At 38.7% G+C, this 23,151-nt stretch carries 22 protein-coding genes; 1 reads left to right on the top strand and 21 read right to left on the bottom strand.

The annotated features are described in order from the left end of the window. The 18 genes from rnc to gmk all read right to left on the bottom strand — a co-directional run bounded on the left by rnc (position 1) and on the right by gmk (position 18,540). Positions 1-699, bottom strand: coding sequence for a ribonuclease III (rnc, locus tag AWM71_RS01545; protein ID WP_060776342.1), 699 nt, complete (start codon positions 697-699; stop codon positions 1-3). A 28-nt stretch (positions 700-727) separates the two neighbouring features. After that, on the bottom strand, positions 728-970 hold the full coding sequence (gene acpP, locus AWM71_RS01550) for an acyl carrier protein (RefSeq protein ID WP_060776343.1): 243 nt from the start codon (positions 968-970) through the stop codon (positions 728-730). Beyond that, positions 963-1,997: a phosphate acyltransferase PlsX gene (gene plsX, locus AWM71_RS01555; RefSeq protein ID WP_060776344.1), complete on the bottom strand. Its 1,035-nt coding sequence runs from the start codon at positions 1,995-1,997 to the stop codon at positions 963-965. Before plsX ends, acpP begins: the two co-directional genes overlap by 8 nt. Before the next feature lie 25 nt (positions 1,998-2,022). Continuing rightward, entirely contained in the window at positions 2,023-4,071 is a 2,049-nt protein-coding gene (recG, locus tag AWM71_RS01560) for an ATP-dependent DNA helicase RecG (protein ID WP_060776345.1), read from the bottom strand. 11 nt (positions 4,072-4,082) lie between these two features. Beyond that, positions 4,083-5,102, bottom strand: a complete 1,020-nt coding sequence (locus AWM71_RS01565) for an MsnO8 family LLM class oxidoreductase (protein ID WP_060776346.1) — start codon at positions 5,100-5,102, stop codon at positions 4,083-4,085. A 28-nt stretch (positions 5,103-5,130) separates the two neighbouring features. Then, positions 5,131-6,792, bottom strand: a complete 1,662-nt coding sequence (locus AWM71_RS01570; RefSeq protein WP_060776347.1) for a DAK2 domain-containing protein — start codon at positions 6,790-6,792, stop codon at positions 5,131-5,133. Positions 6,793-6,812: 20 nt separating this feature from the next. Next, positions 6,813-7,175, bottom strand: a complete 363-nt coding sequence (locus AWM71_RS01575) for an Asp23/Gls24 family envelope stress response protein (RefSeq protein WP_060776348.1) — start codon at positions 7,173-7,175, stop codon at positions 6,813-6,815. A gap of 296 nt (positions 7,176-7,471) precedes the next feature. Next, complete coding sequence (gene rpmB / locus AWM71_RS01580; RefSeq protein ID WP_060776349.1) at positions 7,472-7,660, bottom strand: 50S ribosomal protein L28; 189 nt, start codon at positions 7,658-7,660, stop codon at positions 7,472-7,474. 147 nt (positions 7,661-7,807) lie between these two features. Next, positions 7,808-8,473: a thiamine diphosphokinase gene (locus AWM71_RS01585; protein ID WP_060776350.1), complete on the bottom strand. Its 666-nt coding sequence runs from the start codon at positions 8,471-8,473 to the stop codon at positions 7,808-7,810. An 18-nt stretch (positions 8,474-8,491) separates the two neighbouring features. Continuing rightward, positions 8,492-9,139: a ribulose-phosphate 3-epimerase gene (rpe, locus tag AWM71_RS01590; protein ID WP_082632692.1), complete on the bottom strand. Its 648-nt coding sequence runs from the start codon at positions 9,137-9,139 to the stop codon at positions 8,492-8,494. A 2-nt stretch (positions 9,140-9,141) separates the two neighbouring features. Beyond that, the gene (rsgA, locus tag AWM71_RS01595) at positions 9,142-10,029 is read right to left on the bottom strand and encodes a ribosome small subunit-dependent GTPase A (protein WP_060777424.1); all 888 of its coding nucleotides are present in this window, start codon (positions 10,027-10,029) and stop codon (positions 9,142-9,144) included. A gap of 34 nt (positions 10,030-10,063) precedes the next feature. Next, positions 10,064-12,049 carry a Stk1 family PASTA domain-containing Ser/Thr kinase gene (gene pknB / locus AWM71_RS01600; protein ID WP_060776351.1) on the bottom strand — a complete coding sequence of 662 codons (1,986 nt, stop codon included), beginning with the start codon at positions 12,047-12,049 and terminating at the stop codon, positions 10,064-10,066. After that, the gene (locus tag AWM71_RS01605; protein WP_060776352.1) at positions 12,046-12,789 is read right to left on the bottom strand and encodes a Stp1/IreP family PP2C-type Ser/Thr phosphatase; all 744 of its coding nucleotides are present in this window, start codon (positions 12,787-12,789) and stop codon (positions 12,046-12,048) included. Before AWM71_RS01605 ends, pknB begins: the two co-directional genes overlap by 4 nt. Continuing rightward, positions 12,789-14,189 (bottom strand): 16S rRNA (cytosine(967)-C(5))-methyltransferase RsmB, encoded by a 1,401-nt coding sequence (gene rsmB / locus AWM71_RS01610; protein WP_158320026.1) that lies wholly within the window; start codon positions 14,187-14,189, stop codon positions 12,789-12,791. Before rsmB ends, AWM71_RS01605 begins: the two co-directional genes overlap by 1 nt. Continuing rightward, positions 14,152-15,117: a methionyl-tRNA formyltransferase gene (gene fmt / locus AWM71_RS01615; RefSeq protein WP_060776354.1), complete on the bottom strand. Its 966-nt coding sequence runs from the start codon at positions 15,115-15,117 to the stop codon at positions 14,152-14,154. The genes rsmB and fmt overlap by 38 nt, the downstream gene beginning before the upstream one ends. A 23-nt stretch (positions 15,118-15,140) precedes the next feature. After that, complete coding sequence (gene priA, locus AWM71_RS01620; protein WP_060776355.1) at positions 15,141-17,567, bottom strand: primosomal protein N'; 2,427 nt, start codon at positions 17,565-17,567, stop codon at positions 15,141-15,143. Positions 17,568-17,698: 131 nt separating this feature from the next. After that, a complete protein-coding gene (rpoZ, locus tag AWM71_RS01625) occupies positions 17,699-17,911 on the bottom strand; it encodes a DNA-directed RNA polymerase subunit omega (RefSeq protein ID WP_060776356.1) in 213 nt (70 codons plus the stop codon). After that, positions 17,911-18,540, bottom strand: coding sequence for a guanylate kinase (gene gmk / locus AWM71_RS01630; RefSeq protein WP_060776357.1), 630 nt, complete (start codon positions 18,538-18,540; stop codon positions 17,911-17,913). The genes rpoZ and gmk overlap by 1 nt, the downstream gene beginning before the upstream one ends. A gap of 243 nt (positions 18,541-18,783) precedes the next feature. On the opposite strand from gmk, the gene AWM71_RS01635 reads away from it, so the two are divergent. Continuing rightward, positions 18,784-19,077 (top strand): hypothetical protein, encoded by a 294-nt coding sequence (locus AWM71_RS01635; RefSeq protein ID WP_060776358.1) that lies wholly within the window; start codon positions 18,784-18,786, stop codon positions 19,075-19,077. Between the two features lie 92 nt (positions 19,078-19,169). On the opposite strand, the gene cls is transcribed toward AWM71_RS01635, so the two are convergent. The 3 genes from cls to AWM71_RS01650 all read right to left on the bottom strand — a co-directional run bounded on the left by cls (position 19,170) and on the right by AWM71_RS01650 (position 23,104). After that, positions 19,170-20,645, bottom strand: a complete 1,476-nt coding sequence (gene cls, locus AWM71_RS01640; protein ID WP_060776359.1) for a cardiolipin synthase — start codon at positions 20,643-20,645, stop codon at positions 19,170-19,172. Between the two features lie 92 nt (positions 20,646-20,737). Then, positions 20,738-21,343 carry an energy-coupled thiamine transporter ThiT gene (locus AWM71_RS01645; RefSeq protein WP_060776360.1) on the bottom strand — a complete coding sequence of 202 codons (606 nt, stop codon included), beginning with the start codon at positions 21,341-21,343 and terminating at the stop codon, positions 20,738-20,740. Positions 21,344-21,346: 3 nt separating this feature from the next. Further along, positions 21,347-23,104, bottom strand: coding sequence for a ribonuclease J (locus AWM71_RS01650; protein WP_060776361.1), 1,758 nt, complete (start codon positions 23,102-23,104; stop codon positions 21,347-21,349). Between the last annotated feature and the right edge of the window lie 47 nt (positions 23,105-23,151).

Consider the following 23,151-nt stretch of genomic DNA (forward strand, 5'->3'; position numbering starts at 1 on the left):
CTATTTTTGCTTTTCTACCTTATCCAAGGCCTCCTTAGCTGCTGCTTGTTCAGCCATCTTCTTAGAACTTCCGCTTCCATGTCCAATCACTTGACCATTCAAAGAAACCTCTACATCGAAATTTTTTTGATGAGAGGGGCCAGTTTCTTTGACAATTTCATAAGAAAGATGAATTTGCCCATTTTTTTGAAGTTCTTCTTGTAAGGCCGTTTTATTATCTCGATGATCTTTAAATTCGCCGCTCTCGATCTTAGGATAAACGGTTTGCTTTAAAAATTCCTCAACAGCATCTAACCCAAGATCGAGATATAAAGCCCCTACAACAGCTTCAAATAAATCACATAGTAGGGATGGACGCTTACGTCCACCATTTGCTTCTTCCCCATGTCCTAATCGAATAAATTGATCAAAGCCGCATTCCTTGCACCGTAATGAAAAAGAATCTTCACACACAATCAAGGCCCGCATACGAGACAAGTCTCCTTCTGGCAACTGAGGATAATGTTTATAAAGATAGGTGGATACCAATAATTCAAGAACAGCATCTCCTAAATATTCAATACGTTCATTATCCTCTAATTCTTCCATTTTTTTCTCATTCATATATGAAGAATGCGTCAAAGCAATATGGTAAGGTGCATCCTCTTGAATCACCAGACCAAATCGATTTTTAAATAAATCCCTAATATTGTCACACATACAAAATCCTCCTTTACCGTCGCATCTTTTATTCACAGTTCGGATGAATCGCTTCTAAAAGATCGCCTATCGTTTCAATATTTTCAACTGTTTTATCACTAATATTATGACCGAATCGATCCTCTAGCGTCATTACAAATTCTACCACATCTAGAGAATCCGCTCCTAAATCTTCTTTGAATCGAGTTTCAGCGGTTATTTTATCATCTTCAATGCCGTAACGATCTACGATCATTTCTCGAATGGCTTGTAATCGGGTCTCTTTACTCATTTTCTCTCTCTTCTTCCTTAACGGATGCCATACTTTTCAGTTCTTCAGCCAGCGCTTGGTACATCCCTGAATTTACAATTTTATAAGTTTGACGAAGGGTCGCCAAAACCGTTTGAGCAGAAGCATTGCCATGGCACTTAATCACTGGGGCCTTTACTCCAAATAAAGTCGCTCCTCCTGCCGTATCTGGATTAAAGGACTGTAAGGCTTCTTTTAAGGTTCCTTTAATCAACAAGCCTCCCAATTTGGTTTTCAAATCTCCTGACTTGATGGTTGTTTTTAAAAGTTGCAACAAATGCGTTGCGGTTCCTTCAATTGCTTTTAACACAGCATTTCCTGTAAAGCCATCAGAAACTACTACATCACAAACGCCGCCTAAAAGATCGCGGGACTCTACATTTCCAATAAAATGAATGCCTTCAGTTTCTTTTAGCAAGGCATATGCTTCCTTGGTGAGATGGTTACCTTTACTATCTTCAGTACCATTATTCAATAAACCTACTCGGGGTTGAGCGATTCCTAACACTTCTTGGGCGTATCGACTCCCCATTAAAGCATTTTGTTGAAATTGTTTAGCTTTAGAATCTGCGTTAGCTCCCATATCTACTAAAACAAACTGATGGGAAGGATCTGTCAAATTAGGCAAAGTCCCTAATAAAGCTGGTCTTGAGATTCCCCTAATTCGACCAACAATGATCGTCCCCGCCGCTAAAATTGCCCCTGTATTTCCTGCTGACACCAAAGCGTCCGCTTGACCATCTTTTACAGCACGGGCAGCCACCATCATCGAAGATTGTTTTTTTCTTCGAACAGCCTTTACGGGCTCATCTTCAAACTGAATCACTTGATCACAATGAATAATTTCAATGTTGGAAGGACGTTCATTTTTTAAATAAGGCGCAATTTCTTCAGATTTCCCATAAAGCTGAATCGTCATCTCAGGAAACTCTTTAGCAGCTAATAGCGCCCCTTCAACAATAGCACCAGGTGCGTTGTCTCCACCCATGGCATCCACAGCAATTTTCATAATTTTTTCTTCCTTTCGTTTATCCTTAGGCTTGATATTTTCCGATGTTTTCTTCTAACCATCTGAGCAAAAGGGGATAAGCTTTTGGATGATCTTTGAAATAAGAAACAAAACGCTCCGCATCTTGGCGAGCCGCCTCTAAAATGGATTGGTCTTCAATAGGATCTGCTAAAGCAAATTCTGGCCAACCACTTTGTTTCGTTCCAAAATAATCTCCTGCTCCTCTTAGTTCCAAATCTTTCTGACTTAAATAGAAACCATCTGTTGACTCCGTCATAATTTTCATACGTTCTTTGCCATTAGAACTATTAGGCATCGCCATCAGTAGACAATAAGAAGGGGCGGACCCTCTCCCTACTCTACCTCGCAATTGATGAAGTTGAGCCAATCCAAAACGATCTGCATCCAAAATCACCATCACTGTGGCATTTGGAACATTCACGCCCACTTCAACAACTGTGGTCGCTACCAGAATTTGCACCCTGTTTTCAGAGAACTCTTTCATCACCTGTTCTTTTTCATCACCAGTCAGTTGCCCATGAAGAAGCCCTACTTGAAATTGATTTTTAAACCTAGAGTGATAATCTTCATAAACCGCTTGTGCATTTTCTGCTTCGATTTTTTCAGATTCTCCAACTAAAGAGCAGATGATATAAGCTTGATGTCCCTTCTTTAACTCTTCTCGTAACAAATGATCCCCTTGCTCCATTTGATCCGTTTTTAGCCATAACGTCTTAATCGCTCGTCTTCCTATCGGCATTTCAGTTAATTGAGAAACTTCCATATCTCCCATAATTGTAATTTCTAAAGTCCTAGGAATAGGTGTAGCTGTCATATACAAAACATTAGGAACTTGCTCTTTATTTTTATCAATTAATTTTTGTCTTTGTTTTACTCCAAAACGATGCTGTTCATCAATAATCACTAACCCTAACTTATGAAAAACCACTTCTTCTTGAAAGAGCGCATGGGTTCCAATAACACATGGCAATTCTCCTGAAGAAAGTCCTTCTAAAATCCGCCTTTTTTCTTTAGCAGGCGTAGATCCACTCAAAAGTGCCACCTTAATATTCAACTTTTCAAAAAAGGAAGAGGCGGCTTGAAAATGTTGATCTGCTAAAATTTCTGTAGGTATCATCAAAGCCCCTTGGTAGCCCGCATTAACAACAGCCGCCAAAACTACAAGGGCGATAATCGTTTTCCCGCTACCGACATCTCCTTGAAGAAGCCGATTCATTGGATAAGGTTGAAGGAGATCAAAACAAAGCTGATTAATCACAGACTTTTGCCCATCTGTTAATTCAAAGGGAATAGTTTGAATACAAGCACGTAGCCACTGATTATCATAATGAGCTTGTACCCCATTAAGGTTTCTATGCCGCAAGTATTTTCTCCATCTCATTCTCAAAGCGTAGAGGAACAGTTCCTGATATTTAATCTGCCGACGAGCCGCTGAACTTTCTTCTTGATCTTTTGGAAAGTGAATGCCTCTTATCGCTTCTTTATGCGTCAAAAAATGATAATGCTGAGTAAGTTCCACAGGAAGTAATTCAGGAATAAGATCTCCGTAACTGTCTAAAGCAAGAGACACCCATTTTTTCAATTCTGTCTGGGAAAGCCCTTTTGTTGTATGGTAAACACACGCTAGTTCTTCTTGATCTTTTGGGTCAGCCGAAATATTCAAAATTTTAAAGCCATTAAGCTGTTGCTTAATCTGATCATAAACCCCATAAATCACGAGTTGACAATCAGGTTGAACCTGCTTTTTGAGATATGGTTGATTAAAGAAATTGACATTGATCACCGCTTCTTGAACCTTAAAACGAAAATGAAGGCGACTACCTTTGCGGCCTCTAAAGTAGTGCACAACGGGAGCTGTGACCACTATACCGCTCAGTGTCGCCTTTTGATTATTTTCTAATTCTTCAACGGATTTTACCGACAAATCCTCATAACGAAAAGGAAATTGGCACAACAAATCATAGATCGTTTCAATTCCAAGTCGCTTTAAAAGCTCTTCTTTTTTAGGACCTACGCCTGGCAAAACACTTACTGGATCTGTGATTTGTCGCATTGCCTTTCCTCCTATTTATCAATTTCTGATAGAATTTTGATCAATTCTTTCCGATTGTTGTACCCCGCTAATTGATTGATAACAAGGAATTCATCACAATCTAACTGGATATGTAGTTCATTAAATTTACGCTTCAATTCTCGAGGATTTCCTACTACTTTTGTGCATTCATAAGGTTCTAATTCCTTTAATTCTTCCTCTGTAAAAGGATAGTACTGAGATTCTTCTGTCGTTAACAACTGATATAGATTTCTCTTATTCCGTTTAAAGGCTAAAATCCATGCATTAAGCCCCTTTTCGAGCGGCTCGATCAGATTTTTATTCTTCGACGAAACAGCGTACATCGCTACTGATACGTGAGGACCAGTATGGGTGGCATTAGGAACAAAGTACTGACGATAAAGAGCAATTGCTTTTTGGCACTCTTCATAATCTGGATTTAAAAATAAACCAAAAATAATTCCCCATCCATTTTCAGCAATATACTTAATGTGTTTACAGCTCGAAACTAAAACATTCATAGGGATATCCTGATCGAAAAGAATAGGCATCGCTCTTGGTCTTCTTCTCTCTTCTTCTGGCTGATGGTCCGTTAAATAACAATGTAACTCCATTAACACTTCTTCATAAGGCTTCGTATTCTTAAAATCGAAACCTCCCATCTTTTCTTGGTCACTGCGTTCTTTGGCGTTGCTATAACCTACCCCAGCTTCAATCCTTCCAGGAGCTAAACAAGCTAAGACCTTAAAATTCTCAGCAATCTGATAAGCACTTAGATTGTCTAACATCACGCCCCCTGTCCCCAATTTGATAGAATGGGTTTGTGCAGCTGCGTAAGCTAACACTACCTGTGGACTCGAACCTAATAAAGCGGGGGTACTGTGATGTTCTGCATACCAATATCGCGATAAGCCTAATTGGTCCGCATATTTTAATAATTCGACAGAATATTTAAAAGCTTCAACAGCATCTACTTCTCGATCACGCGGAATAAAATCTAAAATTCCAAATCTTGATTTATTTTCTGTCATACGGATTCCAACTCCTTTAATTAATTCCTTATTCTACAGAAAGGAGATAGTTATAAACAGGTTGCTTGCCTTCATACATTTCGATTTCTAAATCTTCATAGCGTTCAGAAAGTTTAGTACGAAGAGCTTCTGCTTCTTCTGGCTGAACATCTTCCCCATAGATCACAGTTAATAACTCACTCTCTTCATCTTGCATTGCATCAATCGTTTGTAAGGTTACATTTTCAAGTCCTTGATCGCTTATCAAAATGTCGCCATCCACAATTCCCATAAAGTCACCTTCATGAATCTCTACTCCATTCAAAGAGGTATCTCGAATAGCGTGCGTAATCTGTCCACTCTTCACATCTTCCATTGCTTGAGTCATAGCCTCTTGATTGCTTTCTAAATCTTGCTCTGGATCAAAAGCCAATAAAGCAGAAAGGCCTTGTGTAATGAAGCGACTAGCTACAACCACTGTTGGAATCTCACTCACTTCTGCGGCTTGCTTGGCAGCTAAGAAAATATTTTTGTTATTAGGCAATAGGATGACTTTTTGGGCATTTCCCTCTTCAATAGCCTTAATAAAGTCTTCTGTTGAAGGATTCATAGTTTGACCCCCATTAATAATGGAGGTTGCCCCTAATTCCTTCAGCATGGTTTGAACGCCTTCTCCAACAGCTACGGCGATAATGCCATAATCTTTCTTTTCTTTAGGTTTAGCCTTATTTTCTAAAATATTATCATGTTGAAGACGCATATTGTCCACTTTTATCTTAATAAGTGTTCCAAACCTTTGTCCATAATTTAAAACATCTCCAGGATGTTCCGTATGTACGTGAACCTTAACTACTTCATCGTCATTCACAACAAGTAATGAATTGCCACGTTCATTAAGATAGTTTCTAAAGTTCTCATAATCAAAGTCTTCTTCCGCTTTCCCTTTTTCAGCTAATCTCACCATGATTTCTGTACAGAATCCATATTTAATATCTTCTGAAGAAACAGAATGCGAAGTTTTATAATAATTTTCTTCATGAGCTAACTCTGATAAATTCGCTTGAGATAATTCTTGACGATAGGCTGGCACAGCTTCCCCTGTCAAAGATTCTAAAAATCCTGCATAAATGAAACAAAGGCCTTGTCCCCCACTATCTACAACCCCAACTTCTTTGAGTACAGGTAGTAAATTAGGGGTGTTTTCTAAAGCTTGGTTAGCCGCCTGATTGGCCGCTTTCATCACTTCAATAACATCCTTTGTATTCTTGGCACATTCTTCTGCAGCTTCACTCGCTTCCCGAGCTACTGTTAAAATAGTTCCTTCTACAGGCTTCATCACTGCTTTATAAGCTGTTTTTACTCCTGATGTTAAACAAGCAGCAAAAGCTTTGGCATCTAATTCTTCTTTTCCTTGACAAGCCTTAGAAAACCCTCTAAAAATTTGAGACAAAATAACGCCCGAATTCCCACGAGCTCCCATCAAAAGTCCCTTAGCTAACGCATCTGAGACAGCCTCTACTGTTTGGCCATCACTTTGATTAACGCGGTCTAACCCTGCTGAAAAAGAAAGATTCATATTGGTTCCAGTATCTCCATCTGGAACAGGAAACACATTCAATGAATCCACATAATCTGCACCCGCTTTTAATCGATCACATCCTACTGCGATCATACTTTTTAATTGATTAGCCGTAATAATTTTTTCGCTCATTCCTTTGGCCTCCCTCCCTTTTACTGTTCTTCATGACGAATGCCTTGTACAAAAACATTCACAACATTTGCAAAAACGCCTAAATATTTACTGAGGTCATACTTAACTGAGTTTTGAACATTTCGACAGATTTCAGAAATTTTGGTCCCGTAATTAACCATAATATAAACGTCGACAATTACTCGTCCTTCTTCATTGCGAACGACGACCCCTCGCGTATAATTTTCAATTTTTAAAATTTCAGAGATACCATCCCGAATTTGCTTTTTGCTTGCCATCCCAACGACTCCATAATTTTGAGTAGTAGCCATTCCAACAACCTTAGCAATCACTTCATTTGTAATTTCAATTTGGCCGTATTCGGAATCTATTTTAACTGGCATGATAAGTCCTCCTCGTCTACTTCTTTTAATTTGCTAAAGAATTAAACTCTTCTATCAGTTTTTAAATTACTTCCTTAATTGTAACAATATTTTCCTCATTATGCACCATTAACCCTAATTTATTAGTCTGCTTCTTTTCTTTCATTTAAAGAAAGTAACTTCAGAACTAAAAGAAGTGCAGGTAGCCCTTGTCGTCTACCTGCACTTCTTTTGATTTTGAACGGTATCTCACGATGACAAAGTTAGTATTTATTCCCTCTCATCTGAAAAAAAGCCCTATCAAAGAGGGCTATGTATTATACACGTTCAATTTGACCTGATTTTAAGGCACGGGCGGATACCCATACACGTTTTGGTTTACCATCAATTAGTACGCGTACTTTTTGTAAGTTTGGTTTAAAGGTCCGTTTGGAAGCGCGTAATGAATGTGAACGATTGTTTCCGGATTTTGCTTTACGTCCGGTGAAATAACATTCTTTTGCCATGTGAATCTCTCCCTTCGTCAGTGTTTTGAACATACTAGAATAGTTTAACACATCTTGTAATATCTGACAAGTCTTTTCTGCCCACAAAAACTTCTTAACACATATACAACTATTCCATCTACTCACTCTCTAAAAGTAATAAAGACTTCAGTCCTTACTTTGTATAAAGATAAAAAGACCTTCTTCAAAATCAACAACAGCATATAGAAACTCTGGCAAAAATTCATTGCTAATAAAAGAACGAGGAAAATCACTGGAAAAATTTTTCAAGGTATACTTGCACTGAGACAAGTTCACCCCCTTCACTGCGCCAAAAGAAATTAAAGAAAAATAAGTCATTTCCTCTCTTGCCACTAGCTCATGGTGCCCAGGCTCAAGAAAAGAAACTACATTCTTATCATCTATCAAATGCAATCTTCCCCGAATCGACCAAAATCTTTCCTGAAGGACTAACCATAAATTGTTTAAACTATGGTCTAATCTTCCTCCTAAAGCGCCATATAAAAAATAACTTTCTGCATCTGGCCATCGCTTCATAATGGCATCCAAAGCCGCTTCAGAATCCGTTTCGTCCTTTTCACAAGGGAGGATAATCATTTCTTGGCTGTTGGTTTTAAGCTGTTCGAACTCTTCCTCGCTAACAGAATCAAAGTCTCCTACAGCCAAGTCCATCGCATAGCCCTTATTTGCTAGATAATGAGCTCCTCGATCCACACCAACAACTTTTATATCTGGGGATTTTTGAGCTTCTTTTAAGATCTCTAATTGCGAAACATCCACATACCGTGTACAAAAAGCTATCACTTTCACCATGATTTTCCTCTTTTCTAATTAATAACAAGCTTGTCGAAGCGCATCTATTGCCGCTTTAGAGTCTCCTCTATAGACAAAAGAGCCTGACACACAAACATCTGCTCCGTTCGCCTTGCAAGATTTAATCGTGTGATCATCTACTCCCCCATCGACCTCAATGAGATAGTGAGCTTGAATTTTTTCTCGGTAAGCTGCTAATTCTTTTATCTTGTCACAAACTTCTGGAATAAAAGCTTGACCGCCAAATCCTGGGTTCACGCTCATCACTAAGACCATATCTAGCATAGAAAGGATTGGAGTAATCACCGAAACAGACGTAGCCGGATTCAGAGCCACGCAGACCTTCATCCCATGAGATTGAATCAATTGAATCGTCCGGTGCAAATGCGTCACCGCTTCATAATGGACGGTCATAGAATCCGCTCCAGCTCGCGCTAAAGCTTCCACATAATCATCGGGATTATCTACCATCATATGGCAGTCAATAAATAACTTGGTATGTGGACGCAAAGCTTCAACCATATTCGCGCCAAAAGTCAAATTAGGTACAAAGTGGCCATCCATAATATCCACATGGACCCAGTCCGCTCCAGCATCTTCGATACGTTTGACCTCTTCACGCATCCGCCCTATATCTGCATTTAAAATACTTGGTGCAATCTTCACTTTTACTTCCTCCTTATATTTTTGGAATAGTTTGGTTTCCGATTCATAATTTCTTGATAAAAATCCAAATAACTTTCATAGCGTGATTTCGTAATCTGCCCCAGCTCCAGAGCCGCTTTAATAGCACAGCCAGGCTCGTGGGTATGACTACACTCACGAAACTTACAGTCTGCTTTTCGACTTTTCATTTCTGGAAAGTACTCCGATAAATCTTCACCCTCAATATGATCAAAAGAGATGCTTGAAAAGCCAGGCGTATCTGCCAGTAAACCAGAAAAAACTTTATGCAATTCTACATGACGGGTCGTGTGTCTTCCTCTCCCTAAAGCTTTTGAAATTTCTCCAGTCTCTTTATTTAATCCAGGTAACAGATTATTCAAAAAGGTTGTCTTCCCCACTCCGGATTGTCCTAAAGTAACAACAGTTTTCCCTTGAAAATAAGGTTTTAGTTGATCCAAGTTTTCCTTCAAAGCTAAGTTATCCAAACAAGAATAGCCAATTTCACAATACATTTCTCGCAAAGATTGAAATTCTAATTTCCTAGAAGCAGGTAATATATCTAATTTTGTAAAATAGATAAGCGGTTGAATCTTGTGGCTTTCTACAGAGACTAAGAGACGATCAATTAACTTTTGAGGGATTTTAGGATCTTCTACAGAGACGACTATAATGGCTAAATCTACATTGGACACCGGTGGTCGATGCAAAATATTTTTTCGTCCTTCAATAGCCATAACCAAACCTTCTCGCTCATTCTCCGCTTGGAAAGCGACCTCATCTCCCACTAAAGGGATTTGTCCTTTTTTTCGAAAATTCCCCCTTGCTCTTGTTTGAAAGATTTGCTGGCTATCATCTTCTTCAACATAGTAGAAGCCAGATAGGACCTTCATAATTTTTCCTTTTCTCAAAGGGACGGTTGCTTTATCACTCTTCACTCGCCGTCACCCGCTTTTCCATAATCACTCGTCCATTACGCATCACTTTAAATCGTGCGGATTTATTCGCTTTTGTTTCAAAATGTAAGGTATAAGCCGTATCATTATTTATTTTCAAAGTGTCAATTGGCGTGTCATAATTATGATTAAGATCATCCACATACACTTCTATGGAATCACTTTCTCCATTTCCTGAATAAGGAATAGTAAATGTATGCTTAAATCGCCGGCTTTGCCCTTCATCTCCCTTAGAAAGGGTCACTTTAATCTTCGTTCCTCGTGTAAAGGACGATCCCGGAGCTAAACTTTGATCTATAACTAACCCTTTGCCAATATGATCAGAATATTCTTCTGAAAATTCAACATTTAGCCCTACTGTTTGAGCATATTTTTCCACTCCCTTTCGGTCAAGGCCCTTAAAGTCTGGCATCGTGTAAAGCTTTTTGCCTTTGCTGACTTTGAAATGAAGGGTGGTTTCACTTGGAAGGACTTTCTTGCCTGGCGCAGGAGTTTGTTCAATAATTTTTCCCTTATCCAATCGATCACTCAGCTCTTCTGAGATTTCTACTTTAAAGCCTTTTTCTTTAGCACTTTTTTCAGCTTGATCCACATCTTTTCCGGTATAATCTTCAACCTCTACAGGTTCTTCCCCTTGACTAATGAATAAATCGATCGTTTCACCGCCTTTAACGCGTCTTCCCTTACCAGGATCTGTTCGAATAACATTTCCCTTAGCAATCTTTCGACTATATTCTTGTTTTTTCTCACCTACTTTCAACCCCTTAGCTTCTAAAGTTAACTTAGCATCCACTTCACTATAATTGGTAACATCCGGCACTCGAATATTTTTCCCCCGTGTCCATGACAATAAAAGAATCAAACAAACCGTTAAAAAGACAATCGCTGCTATTATTTTTTTAGGTATAAGAAACTTCTTATGCGGCTTTCCCTTATCTTTCGGCTTATCTGCCTTGGCATGTGTTTGAGGAGGATTTTTCCTAACAGAAGTTTGGGCTAAATCTTTGGAATCCTCTTTTACAGGTTGAAAACTCCGAGGAGTTGAAGCTAAACTTTTTTCTAAACTTGCCTTGTCCATCACACGCGTCTCTCCACCAGAGACACTTGGTACCACATAAGGGGCTTCGTAAGCTCGACTAGGATCAAGACTCGTAGAGAGAGCCTTAGCCATCTCCTCACAGGTCTGATAACGATCCTCTGGGTCTTTCGCTGTCGCCCGTCGAATCACATTTTGCATGGCCTGGGGAACATCTTTACGGTAATTAGAAATGGACGGCAAGTCTTCCTGAAAATGTTGAATAGCAATACTTACCGCAGATTCCCTATCAAAAGGCACCTGTCCTGTCAACATTTCAAAGCTGACAATCCCTAAGGAATAAATATCTGATTGAGGACTAGCCATGGATCCTCTGGCTTGCTCCGGAGAGAGGTAATGCACGGATCCAATAATCGTATTGGTTTGCGTAATCGAAGTTTCAGTAGAGATTAAAGCAATCCCAAAATCCATGATTTTAACCGTTCCATCCGGTTTAATCATAATATTTTGCGGTTTGAGGTCGCGGTGAATAATTCCCTTTTGATGGGCGGATGCCATTCCACTGAGGACCTGAAGCATAATCTCCTGGTATTCTCTAAGAGAAAATGGTTGATGATCCTTGATATAACTTTTTAAATCAACACCGTCTACATATTCCATAACGATGTAATTGCCATCCATATCCTCCCCAACATCATAAATATTCACGACATTCGGATGATCAAGTTCAGCAATAGACATTGCTTCCCGTTTAAATCGACGCTTGGCATCATCTAGTCCATTGCCACCGATACGAAGAAATTTAATAGCTACCTGTCGTTCTAAAATAGGATCATAAGCCAAGAAAACAGTTGCCATTCCTCCAGAACCAATGTGTTCAATAATCCGGTAACGTTCTCCTATAATTTGACCCGTTCTCACAAGAGGTCCCCCCTCTCTATTTCAGCTAAGATAACAGATATGTTATCTTTTCCACCAGCTTGATTAGCTGCCTGAATCAGTGCTTCAGCGGCTTGATTCAGATCTGTTTCTTGATTGAGAAGGTGGGTAATTTCTTCATCGGTCAACATATCAGTCAACCCATCGGAACACAATAATAGTCTTTCGCCTTCTTGAAGACTTACCCAGTGTGTATCAATTTTTATAGCATCATTGACCCCTACAGATTGAGTTACAATATTTTTTTGAGGGTGATTCTGAGCTTCCTCTGCTGTAATAATATGTCGGTCTAATAATTCTTGAACAAAAGAATGGTCTTTGGTAATAGGAATAAGCTTTCCATCGTCCACTTGATAAGCTCTACTGTCCCCCACATGAGCCACTAAGGCCTTCTGACCTAAAACAGCAATAGCTACAATGGTGGTCCCCATTCCTTCTAAATCAATATACTCTTTGGAGACTTCTACAATCCGATTATTAGCAGATTCAATTGCTATTTTTAACCATTCTTCTGCTTGGACAGGCACCATCTTTTCTGTCTTTTCCCAAGCTTTTCCAACATCAAAAATAGCCATTTCACTAGCTACATCCCCAGCATTATGTCCACCCATTCCATCACATAGAAGCAATAGCGTTTGCTGGCTACGATTTGAAAAAGTCCCTATTTGGTCTTGATTGGCTTTGCGCTTCAATCCAATATCTGTCAATTGACTAACTTTCATTACTTTTTTCTCCCATCTGTCTTTTCGAATAAAGCAATAAAGAATCCATCACTCATAAAATAATGTGGTAGGATTTGAAGAGTTCCATTCGTTTGAAGAGCCTCTTCTAAAGGCTTTGCCCAAGAGGTCAAAGGTACTAGGGCAAAATCTTGATGACTTTCTAAAAACTGTTGGACAACTTCTTCATTTTCTTCACCACTTATTGTACATGTACTGTAGAGTAATTTTCCCCCTTGTTTGAGTAAAGGGGACACCTTTTGTAAGATCTCCAATTGTAGAACTTGAAGTTCTTTTAAATCTTCTATTTTTTTCCTTCCTTTCGTATCTGGCTTTCGTCGGAAAAGACCTAAGCCAGAACAAGGAGCATCCACTAAAATCGCATCAAAACTTTCTTCCTCATATACCGTAGGAAGATCTCTAGCATCGTGGTTAACCACTTGAACCCGATCGGACACTTGCATTCTTTCTAAATTTTCCTGAATACGGTTTAATTTATTCGCAACTAGTTCATTCGCCACTACTTGTCCATTTTTTCCAACATATTCCGCTAATTGAACGGTTTTTCCACCTGGTGCAGAACAAGCATCCAATACCCGCTGCCCTTCCTTAGGATGCAGAAGGTCAACCGCTAAAGCTGCAGCTTCATCTTGAATGGTCAGTTTACCTTCTTTAAATAAAGCAGTCTGTAAAGGATTTCCTTTTTCAACGCGATAACTATGCGGATTGATAGGACTTTGTTGAAGAACTAGGCCTTGTTGTTGAGCCAGCTGCAAGCAGAGTTCCTTATTTTCCAAAGTCTTTCGTGAAAAGCGAACAGTAACTTGCGCAGGGGATTTCAAAGATTGAGCCAATTCAACCATTTTTTCCCAACCAAACCTTTTTTCAAAATAATTCACCCACTGCACAGGCAAACTGGCCTCCAAAGCGAGCTTCTCTTCTCTTTCTACCTCTTGGGAATCAATAAAAGAAGAAATATCTTCAAAGCGTCTCATCATTTCACGAAGTACGCCATTAACAAACCGTGCCAAAAAGCTATTTCCTCTTTTTTTGGCGATTTTTACCGCTTCATTCACTAAAGCATGTGCAGGAATAGCATCCAAATAATAAAATTGGTAAGCACTTAAAATGAGAAGTTCAATGACCCAAGCTTTACAACGATTTGGCTTACTAATCAACACCTTGAGTACAGTCATCAAGGTAAAATGGTATTGACTACTTCCATAGACTAATCGCGTATAGAGGTCTCTCTCTTTTTCGGGAAGTTGTCCTTGCGTCAGAGTTTTATTGACTTCTTGATGAATATAGTGCTGATGATGATAAATACTCACCAAGCTTTCCATAGCTTGATAGCGTGCCGTCTGTTTAATCACAAGCGGATTGGAACTTATCTCCGACTTCAAAATGTCCTGCCCCTCCATTCAAAAAGTTTTGTATGGTCATTGCCTTCTTTCCTGCTGGCTGAATTTCTGTAATAGCTAGAACTGTTCCTTGGCCACATGCTATCCAAAAAGCTGCCGGCTTTTTAGCCAACTTAATAAGTGTACCGGGTTCTTGCTGAGTTTCTTCTCCTTCTACTACTCGACTTGCCCAAATTTTCCAGCGCTTATCATTCCATATCGTATGAGCTACTGGCCAAGCATTAAAGGCTCGGATTTGGTCATGAATTACTTGAGCAGTTTGATGCCAATCGATTTTTTCTTGTTCTCGCGTAATATTAGGAGAAAAAGTAGCCAATTCTTCGTCTTGTTCGACCTCTTCCAGAACACCTGCAAATAAATCAGGGAGAGTGTCCATAAGGAGGTCTGCTGCTAATTCACTTAATTGGTCAAACAATTCAGAAACCGTCGTCTCAGATTCAATCGCTATGGTGGCTTGCGTTAAAATAGGACCCGCATCCATCTTTTTCACCATCCGCATGATAGTAATTCCTGTCTGTTTTTCTCCCTTCCAAATGGCATAATGGACAGGCGCTCCTCCACGATACTTCGGTAATAAAGAAGCATGGAGGTTAATGGCTCCATACCGTGGCAATTGCAACAAACGTTCAGGCAAAAATTGTCCATAAGCTGCCGTTACCAAAAGGTCTACTCCTGAATCCAAAAGTTCTTCTACCCCTTGGTCTTGACCAATCTTTTCCGGTTGATAGACAGGAAGTCCCGCCTCAAGAGCGGCTTCTTTAACAGGAGAAGGCGTTAATTTCCGCTTCCTTCCCACTTCACGATCTGGTTGAGTCACAACCCCCACCACTTCATAATCTGGTGAGTCTACTAAAGTTTTTAAACTAGGCACCGAAAAAGCAGGTGTCCCCATAAACACAATTTTTTTCATCTATTGAAATTCCTTTCTTACCTTTAGAGAAAAGTCATAGGTTCCACATCAATCATGACATAAATTTTCTTTTGGCTCCACTCCTGGGCCAATTTCTTTAGCGTTTCTAAGCTTTCTCTAATGGTTTCTAATTGCCGATAATGGTATAAAATCTGAAAATAATAACGATTTTTCTTTCGAGCGATAGCACTTTGACTAGGTCCAATAAGACGATTATCTTGAGAATAATCTTTCTCTTTGAGAGCATCTAAAACTTGATAAGCCTTTTTCAAAGCTTGTTTCTCCTCAAAACTAGAAATAGTAATACGAATGGTATAGAAATAAGGCGAGTAATGATTCAGTTTTCTAAAATGCATTTCTCGCTGATAAAAGCCTTCGTAATCTTGAGAAGCCGCAAATTGCAAGGCATAATGTTCCGGGTTAAAGGTCTGAATAATTACCCTTCCCTCTTTATCTCCTCTTCCTGTCCGCCCACTCACTTGTGTGAGCAATTGGAAGGTGCGTTCAGAAGCTCTAAAATCCGGTAAATAAAGAGAGGTATCCGCATTAATGACTCCTACTAAAGTGATATTAGGGAAATCTAAGCCTTTAGCAATCATTTGCGTTCCCAAAAGAATATCCGCTTGGCCCGATGCGACTTTAGAAAGCAAGCGTTCGTGCGCTCCCTTCTTACGCGTCGTATCATTATCCATTCGAACCACTGTCTGTTCAGGGAACAGCTGGTAAATTTCTTGTTCGACTCTCTCCGTTCCAGATCCAAAATCTCTTAAATGTTTTCCTCCACACTTCAAGCAACACTGAGGATAAGGGAGGCTATATCCGCAATAATGGCACTGGAGTTGTTTAGCTTGATAATGAAACGTCAAGCTCACATCGCAATCCTTACATTGAAAAACATAACCACAATCTCGACACATAAGATAATTGGCATACCCTCGTCTGTTTAACATGAGAGCTACTTGCTCACCTCGGCGAAAAGTTTCCTCCATCGCTTGCTTTAATTCATAAGAAAATTGATAATAATTTTTCTTTTTGAACTCTTGCCGCATGTCCACTAAAGTCACTTGAGGCAAGGCCATATGGTTTGTTCGATGAGACATTTTTAGTAACTGATAGACTCCATTTTGAGCGCGCGCTCTAGATTCTAAAGAAGGCGTTGCCGATCCCAAAAGAACAGGACAGTGATGGTAGTGCCCTCTCCATTTAGCAATCATACGCGCGTGATAACGCGGGGTATCATTCTGCTTGTATGTCGATTCATGTTCTTCATCTATAATAATGACTCCGATATGATCAAGCGGCGCAAATATAGAAGAACGTGCCCCGACCGCTATCTTCGCCTGTCCATTTCTTAATTTAGACCATTCATCAAAGTGTTCTCCCACACTCAATTGACTATGAAGAACAGCTACCAGCTTTCCAAACCTTCCTTTTAATTGCTCTACCATTTGTGGCGTTAAACTAATCTCTGGGACCAACAAAAGGGCTGTTTTCCCTTGATCTAAGGCATGTTGAATTAATTGCAAATAAACTTCCGTCTTGCCACTTCCTGTAACGCCTTGAAGAAGAAACACTTTCTCTTCCTCTGCATCCATGGCTTTCCTAACCGCTTCAAAAGCTCTTTTTTGTTCAGAAAATAGAGTCTTTGCCTCTTGCAATGGAATATTTTTGTGAGCATAAGGATCCCGAGATACTCTCTCTTCAAGCAGACGAAGCCATCCTTTTTCTTGTCCTTTTTTTATAATTTCTAAGCTGATATTTTTTTCATCTTTTAAGACTTTTACTGGGATTTTATGGGGGGATAACTGCATCAGTTCTTCACAAAGCTCTCTTTGTTTTTTGGCACGAGAACTTATGCCTTCTAATTGAATCTGTAACTGTTCAGGACTTAAAAGCGGCTGTACCCACTTCTCCATCTTATATGATTTTCGATCCTTCACCAAATACTTAATTCGAACTTCTCCTGCTTTTACCAACTGAAGATAAGTATTCAATTGTCCAAATTCATCACAAACCTTCCAGGTCACCTGGTTTTCTTTTGAAAAATATTTTTTTCGATTCTTCTGACTGATCGTGGGAGTTGGACAGAATACTTTGTCATAGTCCACCTTTAACAAACGAGGGAGCATGGTTTGATAACACTCTACAACAAAATTAAACAGGGAACGAGCCATCTTACATCCTAATTCCAAAAGTTCTTCTGTTAATACCGGCCGATCATCTAACAAGCCGCTTATTGTGCGAAGCTCTCCCGAAAAGATACTATTTTCACAAATCTCTACAACATAAGCCAATACTTGCCGTTGTCCAAAAGGAACACTTACTCGCATTCCTCGACTAACTAATCCTTGATATTGGTCAGGAATTTTATAATCATAAAGCTGATCCGTTTGCATGCTAGGGACATCAACAATCACACGAGCTATCGACTTACTTTTAACAAAGGCCATTCTCCCGCTCCTTTCTCCCTTTTTATTGTACTCGATTCTTTTCACTTTACCAACACTCAGCTAAAACAAAAACAGTAACTTTCGCAAAATACACGAAGAGTTACTGCTTTTTCAAGACAAGTCATTTTTTATTATTCCTCTGAAACAGAATTAGGATCAATAGTTAAATCATCACTGATAATCTCTTCAAGGGCTTGTCCTACATATTTAGGTGATTTATACTCTGATAACATTGGATTTTGATTCACTTGCAAATCAATTGCTCTCTTAGCTGCTAGTGAACACAAAGAATATTTCGAATTTACTTTTTTTAGCAATTCATCAACTGATGGATAAATAATCATTAGGCTTCTCCTTCTTCCAAATAATTTTCAACCACATCATCAATAAAGCGATCCACTTTTAGATGTTCAGCCTTAATAATAGTCTGAATACGTTCTACTGCCTTATTGACAGCATCGTTTTCAACCACATAATCGTATTGAGTCATGAGTTGTAATTCTCTACGTGCAGTTTCCATTCGTTCAGCGATCACTTCTGGACTATCTGTTCCTCGATTAACAATTCTAGACTCCAATTCTCTTAGGTTAGGTGGAGCTAAAAAGATAAATACCCCATCTGGCATACGTCTTTTAACTTGCAGAGCCCCTTGGACTTCAATTTCTAAAAACACATCCTTACCATTATTGGTCATTTCATCAATGTATGCTAAGGGTGTTCCATAATAATTGCCTACATATTCAGCATACTCTAATAATTCTTCATCTGCTATCATTTGTTCAAATTTATCTTTTGAAACAAAGAAATAATCCTTGCCATCTCTTTCACCTGGGCGCGCTTGACGTGTCGTGGCTGAAACAGAATAAAAGAATTGCTTTTTATCATGATCCGTTGCAAACAGGGCCTTACGTACCGTCCCCTTCCCTACACCAGAAGGTCCGGAAAGCACCACCAATAATCCTTTCGATTTCATAAAACACCTTTCATTCTTCAACAGTTTATAAAATTTATATTAACATAAAATTTTAGCCTGTGGAGCTTTTTCTTGCAAAATCTTCAAAAGCTTTTCAAACTTTATTCTCTTTGGCCCTTGATTGCCTCTGCTCACCTCTTTTTAGAACACATGTTTCTTTTCTTGACTATCAAACGCCTGTTCGGTATAATAAATTTAACAAACAGAACAAGTGTTCTAAAATCTTAATAAGGAGGTCTTTTTATGCAAAATCCTATTTCAATCCATTCACCCTTTCAAAAAATTCGCTCTATAAATTCAGAGTCTCCTAAACTCTTCCGCCTACACAGTCTCGTGCAAACCCAACACCCTATCTACATCCAAGTGAAGCGAAACATGGGCAATATGTATACCAAAGATACTCTTTTTGGGCGAGTAATTTCAATTTCTCACGCTAAAGATATGTTTCTTTTTGAAGACTTAAATAGTCAAATTAACTATCTCATTCCTCTTAATTCTTTAATCTCCATCCTTTCTCCACAGGATCTTACTGAATAATATTAAAACAGAAATATTATTTCTAATATCTTTATCAGCTTTAAAGCACATAATCTTTCAAAAATAAGAAAGATTATGTGCTTTTTTTCTTCTTAAAGAATAGGAGAAAGTAACCGAGAAAACTTCTGTTTAAACTTTTTCCAAGTGGATTGTTGTTCGAAATAAGAGAGACCTAAACGTGTACATTCCTTCATATCCGCTTCAAAGGCTGCATTTAAAGCAGCTACCTTTTTCGGATGATAGATAAATGCATTTACTTCAAAATTCAATCGGAAACTCCGAATATCAAAATTGGCAGTTCCAACACTTGCTATCGAGTCATCAATCGTCACAACTTTAGAATGTAAAAAACCTTTATCATAACGATAAACCATGGCTCCATACTCTAGCATTTCTTTCAAATAATATTCCGTTGCTCGATAAACAAAAGGATGATCCGGTTGAGAGGGTACCATAATGTGCACTTCAATCCCAGACAAAGCAGCCACTTGAAGGGCTTCATAAACTGCTGAATCCAAAATAAAATAAGGCGTTTGAATATAGATTCGTTTTCTTGCAATGGAGATCATTTTTAAAAATCCCATTTTAATCTGGTCAAATTCATCTTCTGGTCCACTCGACACAATTTGAATAGGGACTTCTTCTTTGCCATAAATTTGAGGGAAATAAACTTTAGCAGTTTCTAATACTTCCGATAGATTTCGGGTATCCACGTCCGTAGAAGCAGACCAATCTACAATAAATCGGCTCTGTAAGGCTTGAACAGCTTCTCCTACTAAACGAAGGTGCGTATCTCGCCATTCACCTAAAGAGCCTAAGCCGAGATAGTCTTTAGCAATATTGAACCCTCCAATATAGCCCACTCGACCATCTATAACTACAATCTTTCTATGGTTTCTAAAATTCACGCGGAAATTTTGAATCCATTTAGAATGTCCAAAAAAACTCGCAATTTGTCCCCCAGCCTCACGCAGAGATTGCAAATCTTTGACAGTTAATCGGCGACTGCCTAAAGAATCATAGAGCAAGCGAACTTCTACACCCTCTTTTGCCTTCTTTTCAAGCGCCTTCAAAAGCGGTTTCCCCATTTCATCCGGCGAAAAAATATAGTATTGCATATGAATATGATGCGTAGCAGATTCAATATCTTTTAATAACTCTGCCAACTTTTCTTGTCCATCTGTCAAAATTTTGACTTCATTGTGCATCGTTAACAAAGAAAAATTACTTCGATACAAAAGGATCATCATCTCTTGAATATCTTTGGGATAGTTTTTAATAAAAGGCTGCTTGCCCTTTTGATCCCTATTTCGATTGACAAGAGTCGTCATTCCCACAGCTTCTTTCTCATTCAGTTGAAAGATTTCTTCATCCGAAATCTTTCGGCCTAGAAAGAAATAAATAACAAAACCGAGTACTGGCAACAAAATCAAAACCAATAGCCAAGCCCAAATGGTCGCAACTGGTCGTTCTTGACGAAATACAGTATAAATAGCAGAAGCCGTATTAATTAAGAAAATTCCTAAGATAAATAGAGTGACTCCATTTTCCCTTATTCCTTCTAACATAAAGCGCCTCTTTTCACCCTTTATCTCAGCCAAATTTACCTAAAAAGAAAGCCCTCCAAGTTCTCTCACTTACAGGGCAGTCTCTTCAATTATTAATCATCATTTAATAAGCGGGACCGCTCACGTCTTGAAATATACGGCGTTGATTTAGGAATAAAATTCTTAGATGAAATATTCATCATCACAATCAAGATCAGTAATGAAATCACCGTATTCGCAAAAAAGCTCGTTAAATTTTCTTGCCACACGCCGTAAGTTCTTATCTCTGTTTGGTGAACGAAAAATGTGTTTATGACAAACCGACACATAAAGTAAGCCATCCAAGAAATAATGGTTCCTGTCACAAGATTTAAATAAGCAGACCCCATTTTGTGGTTATAGAGTGTCCGCTGTAAATTTCTAGCAAATAAACCAGCCATTCCAAGCAATCCAGAAGCGATGACTATTCCTACTAATTGAGGGATCTGAACACCAGGCTGGTTCAATCCTAAACAAGATAAAGTCCCTAAGACTATTCCCATCGACACACCAGCCAAAGCGCCACGTCGAAAAGAATAATAGATCAAAAGCGTATAACCTATCCTTACTGCAATATGCCAGGGACTGAGCACATCTGGAAAAGCAGATTGAATAAAGTAAGCCAATGCCACGTAAAACAAGCCTTCTACTAAAACGATGACTCTTTGTGATACTTTCATAGGCTATCCCTTTCTTCCTTTTTGATTTTTAGTATTCTTTGACGCTTTGGTGGCTTCTAATTCTTTCGTTCCTTTTTTGAAATTTCTCCTTCCTCTGCGATGAGAAGCTTCCATAATGACTGGGAGGACCATTGGCCGTCGTTTAGTTTCTTTAAAGAGATACTTAGCAACGACCTCCCTAATTGAAGACTTCACTTCACTCCATTCGAAGTTTTTCGAATCTTCTAGAGCTTTCTCCACCGTTTCGACGACTAAAGCCTTGCTTGCGTTGAAAAGTTCCTTATTTTCTTTCACATAGACAAAGCCTCGTGAAATAATTTCTACTTGGGAAAGAATCTTTCCTTCGTTCCGAGAAATAGTTAATACCACCACAAAGATCCCATCTTCTGATAAGATTCTCCGATCTCTTAGAACGATATTCCCAATATCCCCTACACCTGAACCATCCACTAAAACATTCTGAGCAGGAACTGAAGCGCCTAAACTCATTTGCCCTTTTTTATAGGTTAGAACATCTCCACGATTTAACAAGAAAATTTCGCTGTCTTGATAGCCCGTTTTTTTAGCTAATTTTCGGTGAGCATCCATTAAGCGGTATTCACCAGATACTGGAACAATATATTTGGGTTTAAAGAGTCCCATAAGAATTTCTAAATCTTTTGGAGAAGCGTGTCCACTTGATTTATAAGCAGATAAAACTTCTACAGCATGGCCTCCTGCTCGATAAATATCATCTTTAGTATCCGCCATTAAAGTTTCCAATCCTACAGACGGACTAGAAGTAATTAATACTTTATCTCCTTTTTGGATCGTTACACGTTTATGATTGCCTCTGGACATTTCTTGCAAGGTCTTCAAAATCTTACCGTGCCCGCCTGTTTCTAGAATAATTACACGATGATCTTCTGCTTTATCTAATTTATCTAAAGGTTGAATCAAATCTTTGGATGGAAGAGTCAATTTATTTAAGCGAATGGCTACATCAATGATTTGTTCCACTTGATCACCTGATAGGTAAACATTCCGATGTAACTTCTGAGCAACATTGAAAACTTGTTGTATCCGTAAAATATTACTATCTACTGTCGCAATAACTACTCTACCTTCTGCTTTACCCACTTCTTTTAAAATAGCTTGTTCCAAAGAAGCTTCTGAAGAATTTTCAAAATAAGAATCTGCATGTTGAGAATCTGCTAGTAAAGCAATCACTTCATTAGAAGCAATTTCATTCATTCGGTTAAAATTCGTTTGATAACCATTTCCAACGGTCATATCAAACTTAAAGTCTCCCGTATAGACAATGCTTCCTTGTTTCGTTTGAATGGCAATTCCTATAGATTCAGGGACGGTATGAGTGGTATTAAAGAACTTGACAACTGCTTCTTTAAAATCAATTTCATTGGAATCATCAATCACATAAAAATCTTTAAAATTCTTTACTCCCCGTTGTCTACATGTAATTTTAGCCAATTCAATCGTTAATTCTGTTCCAAAAACGGGAACGTTGACTTCTCTCAATAAATACGGCAAAGCCCCGATTGCATCCGCATGACCGTGAGTTAAAAATACCCCTGCCACTTGATCTTTATGCTCAATGACATAAGTAAAATCAGGAATCATAATATCAATTCCTAACATTTCATCAGGTGGGAAAATTAATCCACAATCTAATATAAAAATTTTATTATTCACTTCCACAAGGTACATATTTTTTCCGTCTTCACGTACCCCGCCTAATGGAATAATATTTATTCCACTCATTCACTTCTCCTCTTTCTATTTTCTTTTTTTAGAAAATTTGTTTGAAA

The sequence above is a fragment of the Aerococcus christensenii genome, assembly GCF_001543105.1.
GTDB lineage: Bacteria > Bacillota > Bacilli > Lactobacillales > Aerococcaceae > Aerococcus > Aerococcus christensenii.

Bases quoted from the DNA above. Each gene is read 5' to 3' on its own strand.
- rnc (WP_060776342.1), bottom strand. From the start codon at position 699: ATGTGTGACAATATTAGGGATTTATTTAAAAATCGATTTGGTCTGGTG.
- acpP (WP_060776343.1), bottom strand. From the start codon at position 970: ATGAGTAAAGAGACCCGATTACAAGCCATTCGAGAAATGATCGTAGAT.
- plsX (WP_060776344.1), bottom strand. From the start codon at position 1,997: ATGAAAATTGCTGTGGATGCCATGGGTGGAGACAACGCACCTGGTGCT.
- recG (WP_060776345.1), bottom strand. From the start codon at position 4,071: ATGCGACAAATCACAGATCCAGTAAGTGTTTTGCCAGGCGTAGGTCCT.
- AWM71_RS01565 (WP_060776346.1), bottom strand. From the start codon at position 5,102: ATGACAGAAAATAAATCAAGATTTGGAATTTTAGATTTTATTCCGCGT.
- AWM71_RS01570 (WP_060776347.1), bottom strand. From the start codon at position 6,792: ATGAGCGAAAAAATTATTACGGCTAATCAATTAAAAAGTATGATCGCA.
- AWM71_RS01575 (WP_060776348.1), bottom strand. From the start codon at position 7,175: ATGCCAGTTAAAATAGATTCCGAATACGGCCAAATTGAAATTACAAAT.
- rpmB (WP_060776349.1), bottom strand. From the start codon at position 7,660: ATGGCAAAAGAATGTTATTTCACCGGACGTAAAGCAAAATCCGGAAAC.
- AWM71_RS01585 (WP_060776350.1), bottom strand. From the start codon at position 8,473: ATGGTGAAAGTGATAGCTTTTTGTACACGGTATGTGGATGTTTCGCAA.
- rsgA (WP_060777424.1), bottom strand. From the start codon at position 10,029: ATGAAGGTCCTATCTGGCTTCTACTATGTTGAAGAAGATGATAGCCAG.
- AWM71_RS01605 (WP_060776352.1), bottom strand. From the start codon at position 12,789: ATGAAAGTTAGTCAATTGACAGATATTGGATTGAAGCGCAAAGCCAAT.
- fmt (WP_060776354.1), bottom strand. From the start codon at position 15,117: ATGAAAAAAATTGTGTTTATGGGGACACCTGCTTTTTCGGTGCCTAGT.
- priA (WP_060776355.1), bottom strand. From the start codon at position 17,567: ATGGCCTTTGTTAAAAGTAAGTCGATAGCTCGTGTGATTGTTGATGTC.
- rpoZ (WP_060776356.1), bottom strand. From the start codon at position 17,911: ATGATTATTTATCCATCAGTTGATGAATTGCTAAAAAAAGTAAATTCG.
- gmk (WP_060776357.1), bottom strand. From the start codon at position 18,540: ATGAAATCGAAAGGATTATTGGTGGTGCTTTCCGGACCTTCTGGTGTA.
- AWM71_RS01635 (WP_060776358.1), top strand. From the start codon at position 18,784: ATGCAAAATCCTATTTCAATCCATTCACCCTTTCAAAAAATTCGCTCT.
- cls (WP_060776359.1), bottom strand. From the start codon at position 20,645: ATGTTAGAAGGAATAAGGGAAAATGGAGTCACTCTATTTATCTTAGGA.
- AWM71_RS01645 (WP_060776360.1), bottom strand. From the start codon at position 21,343: ATGAAAGTATCACAAAGAGTCATCGTTTTAGTAGAAGGCTTGTTTTAC.
- AWM71_RS01650 (WP_060776361.1), bottom strand. From the start codon at position 23,104: ATGAGTGGAATAAATATTATTCCATTAGGCGGGGTACGTGAAGACGGA.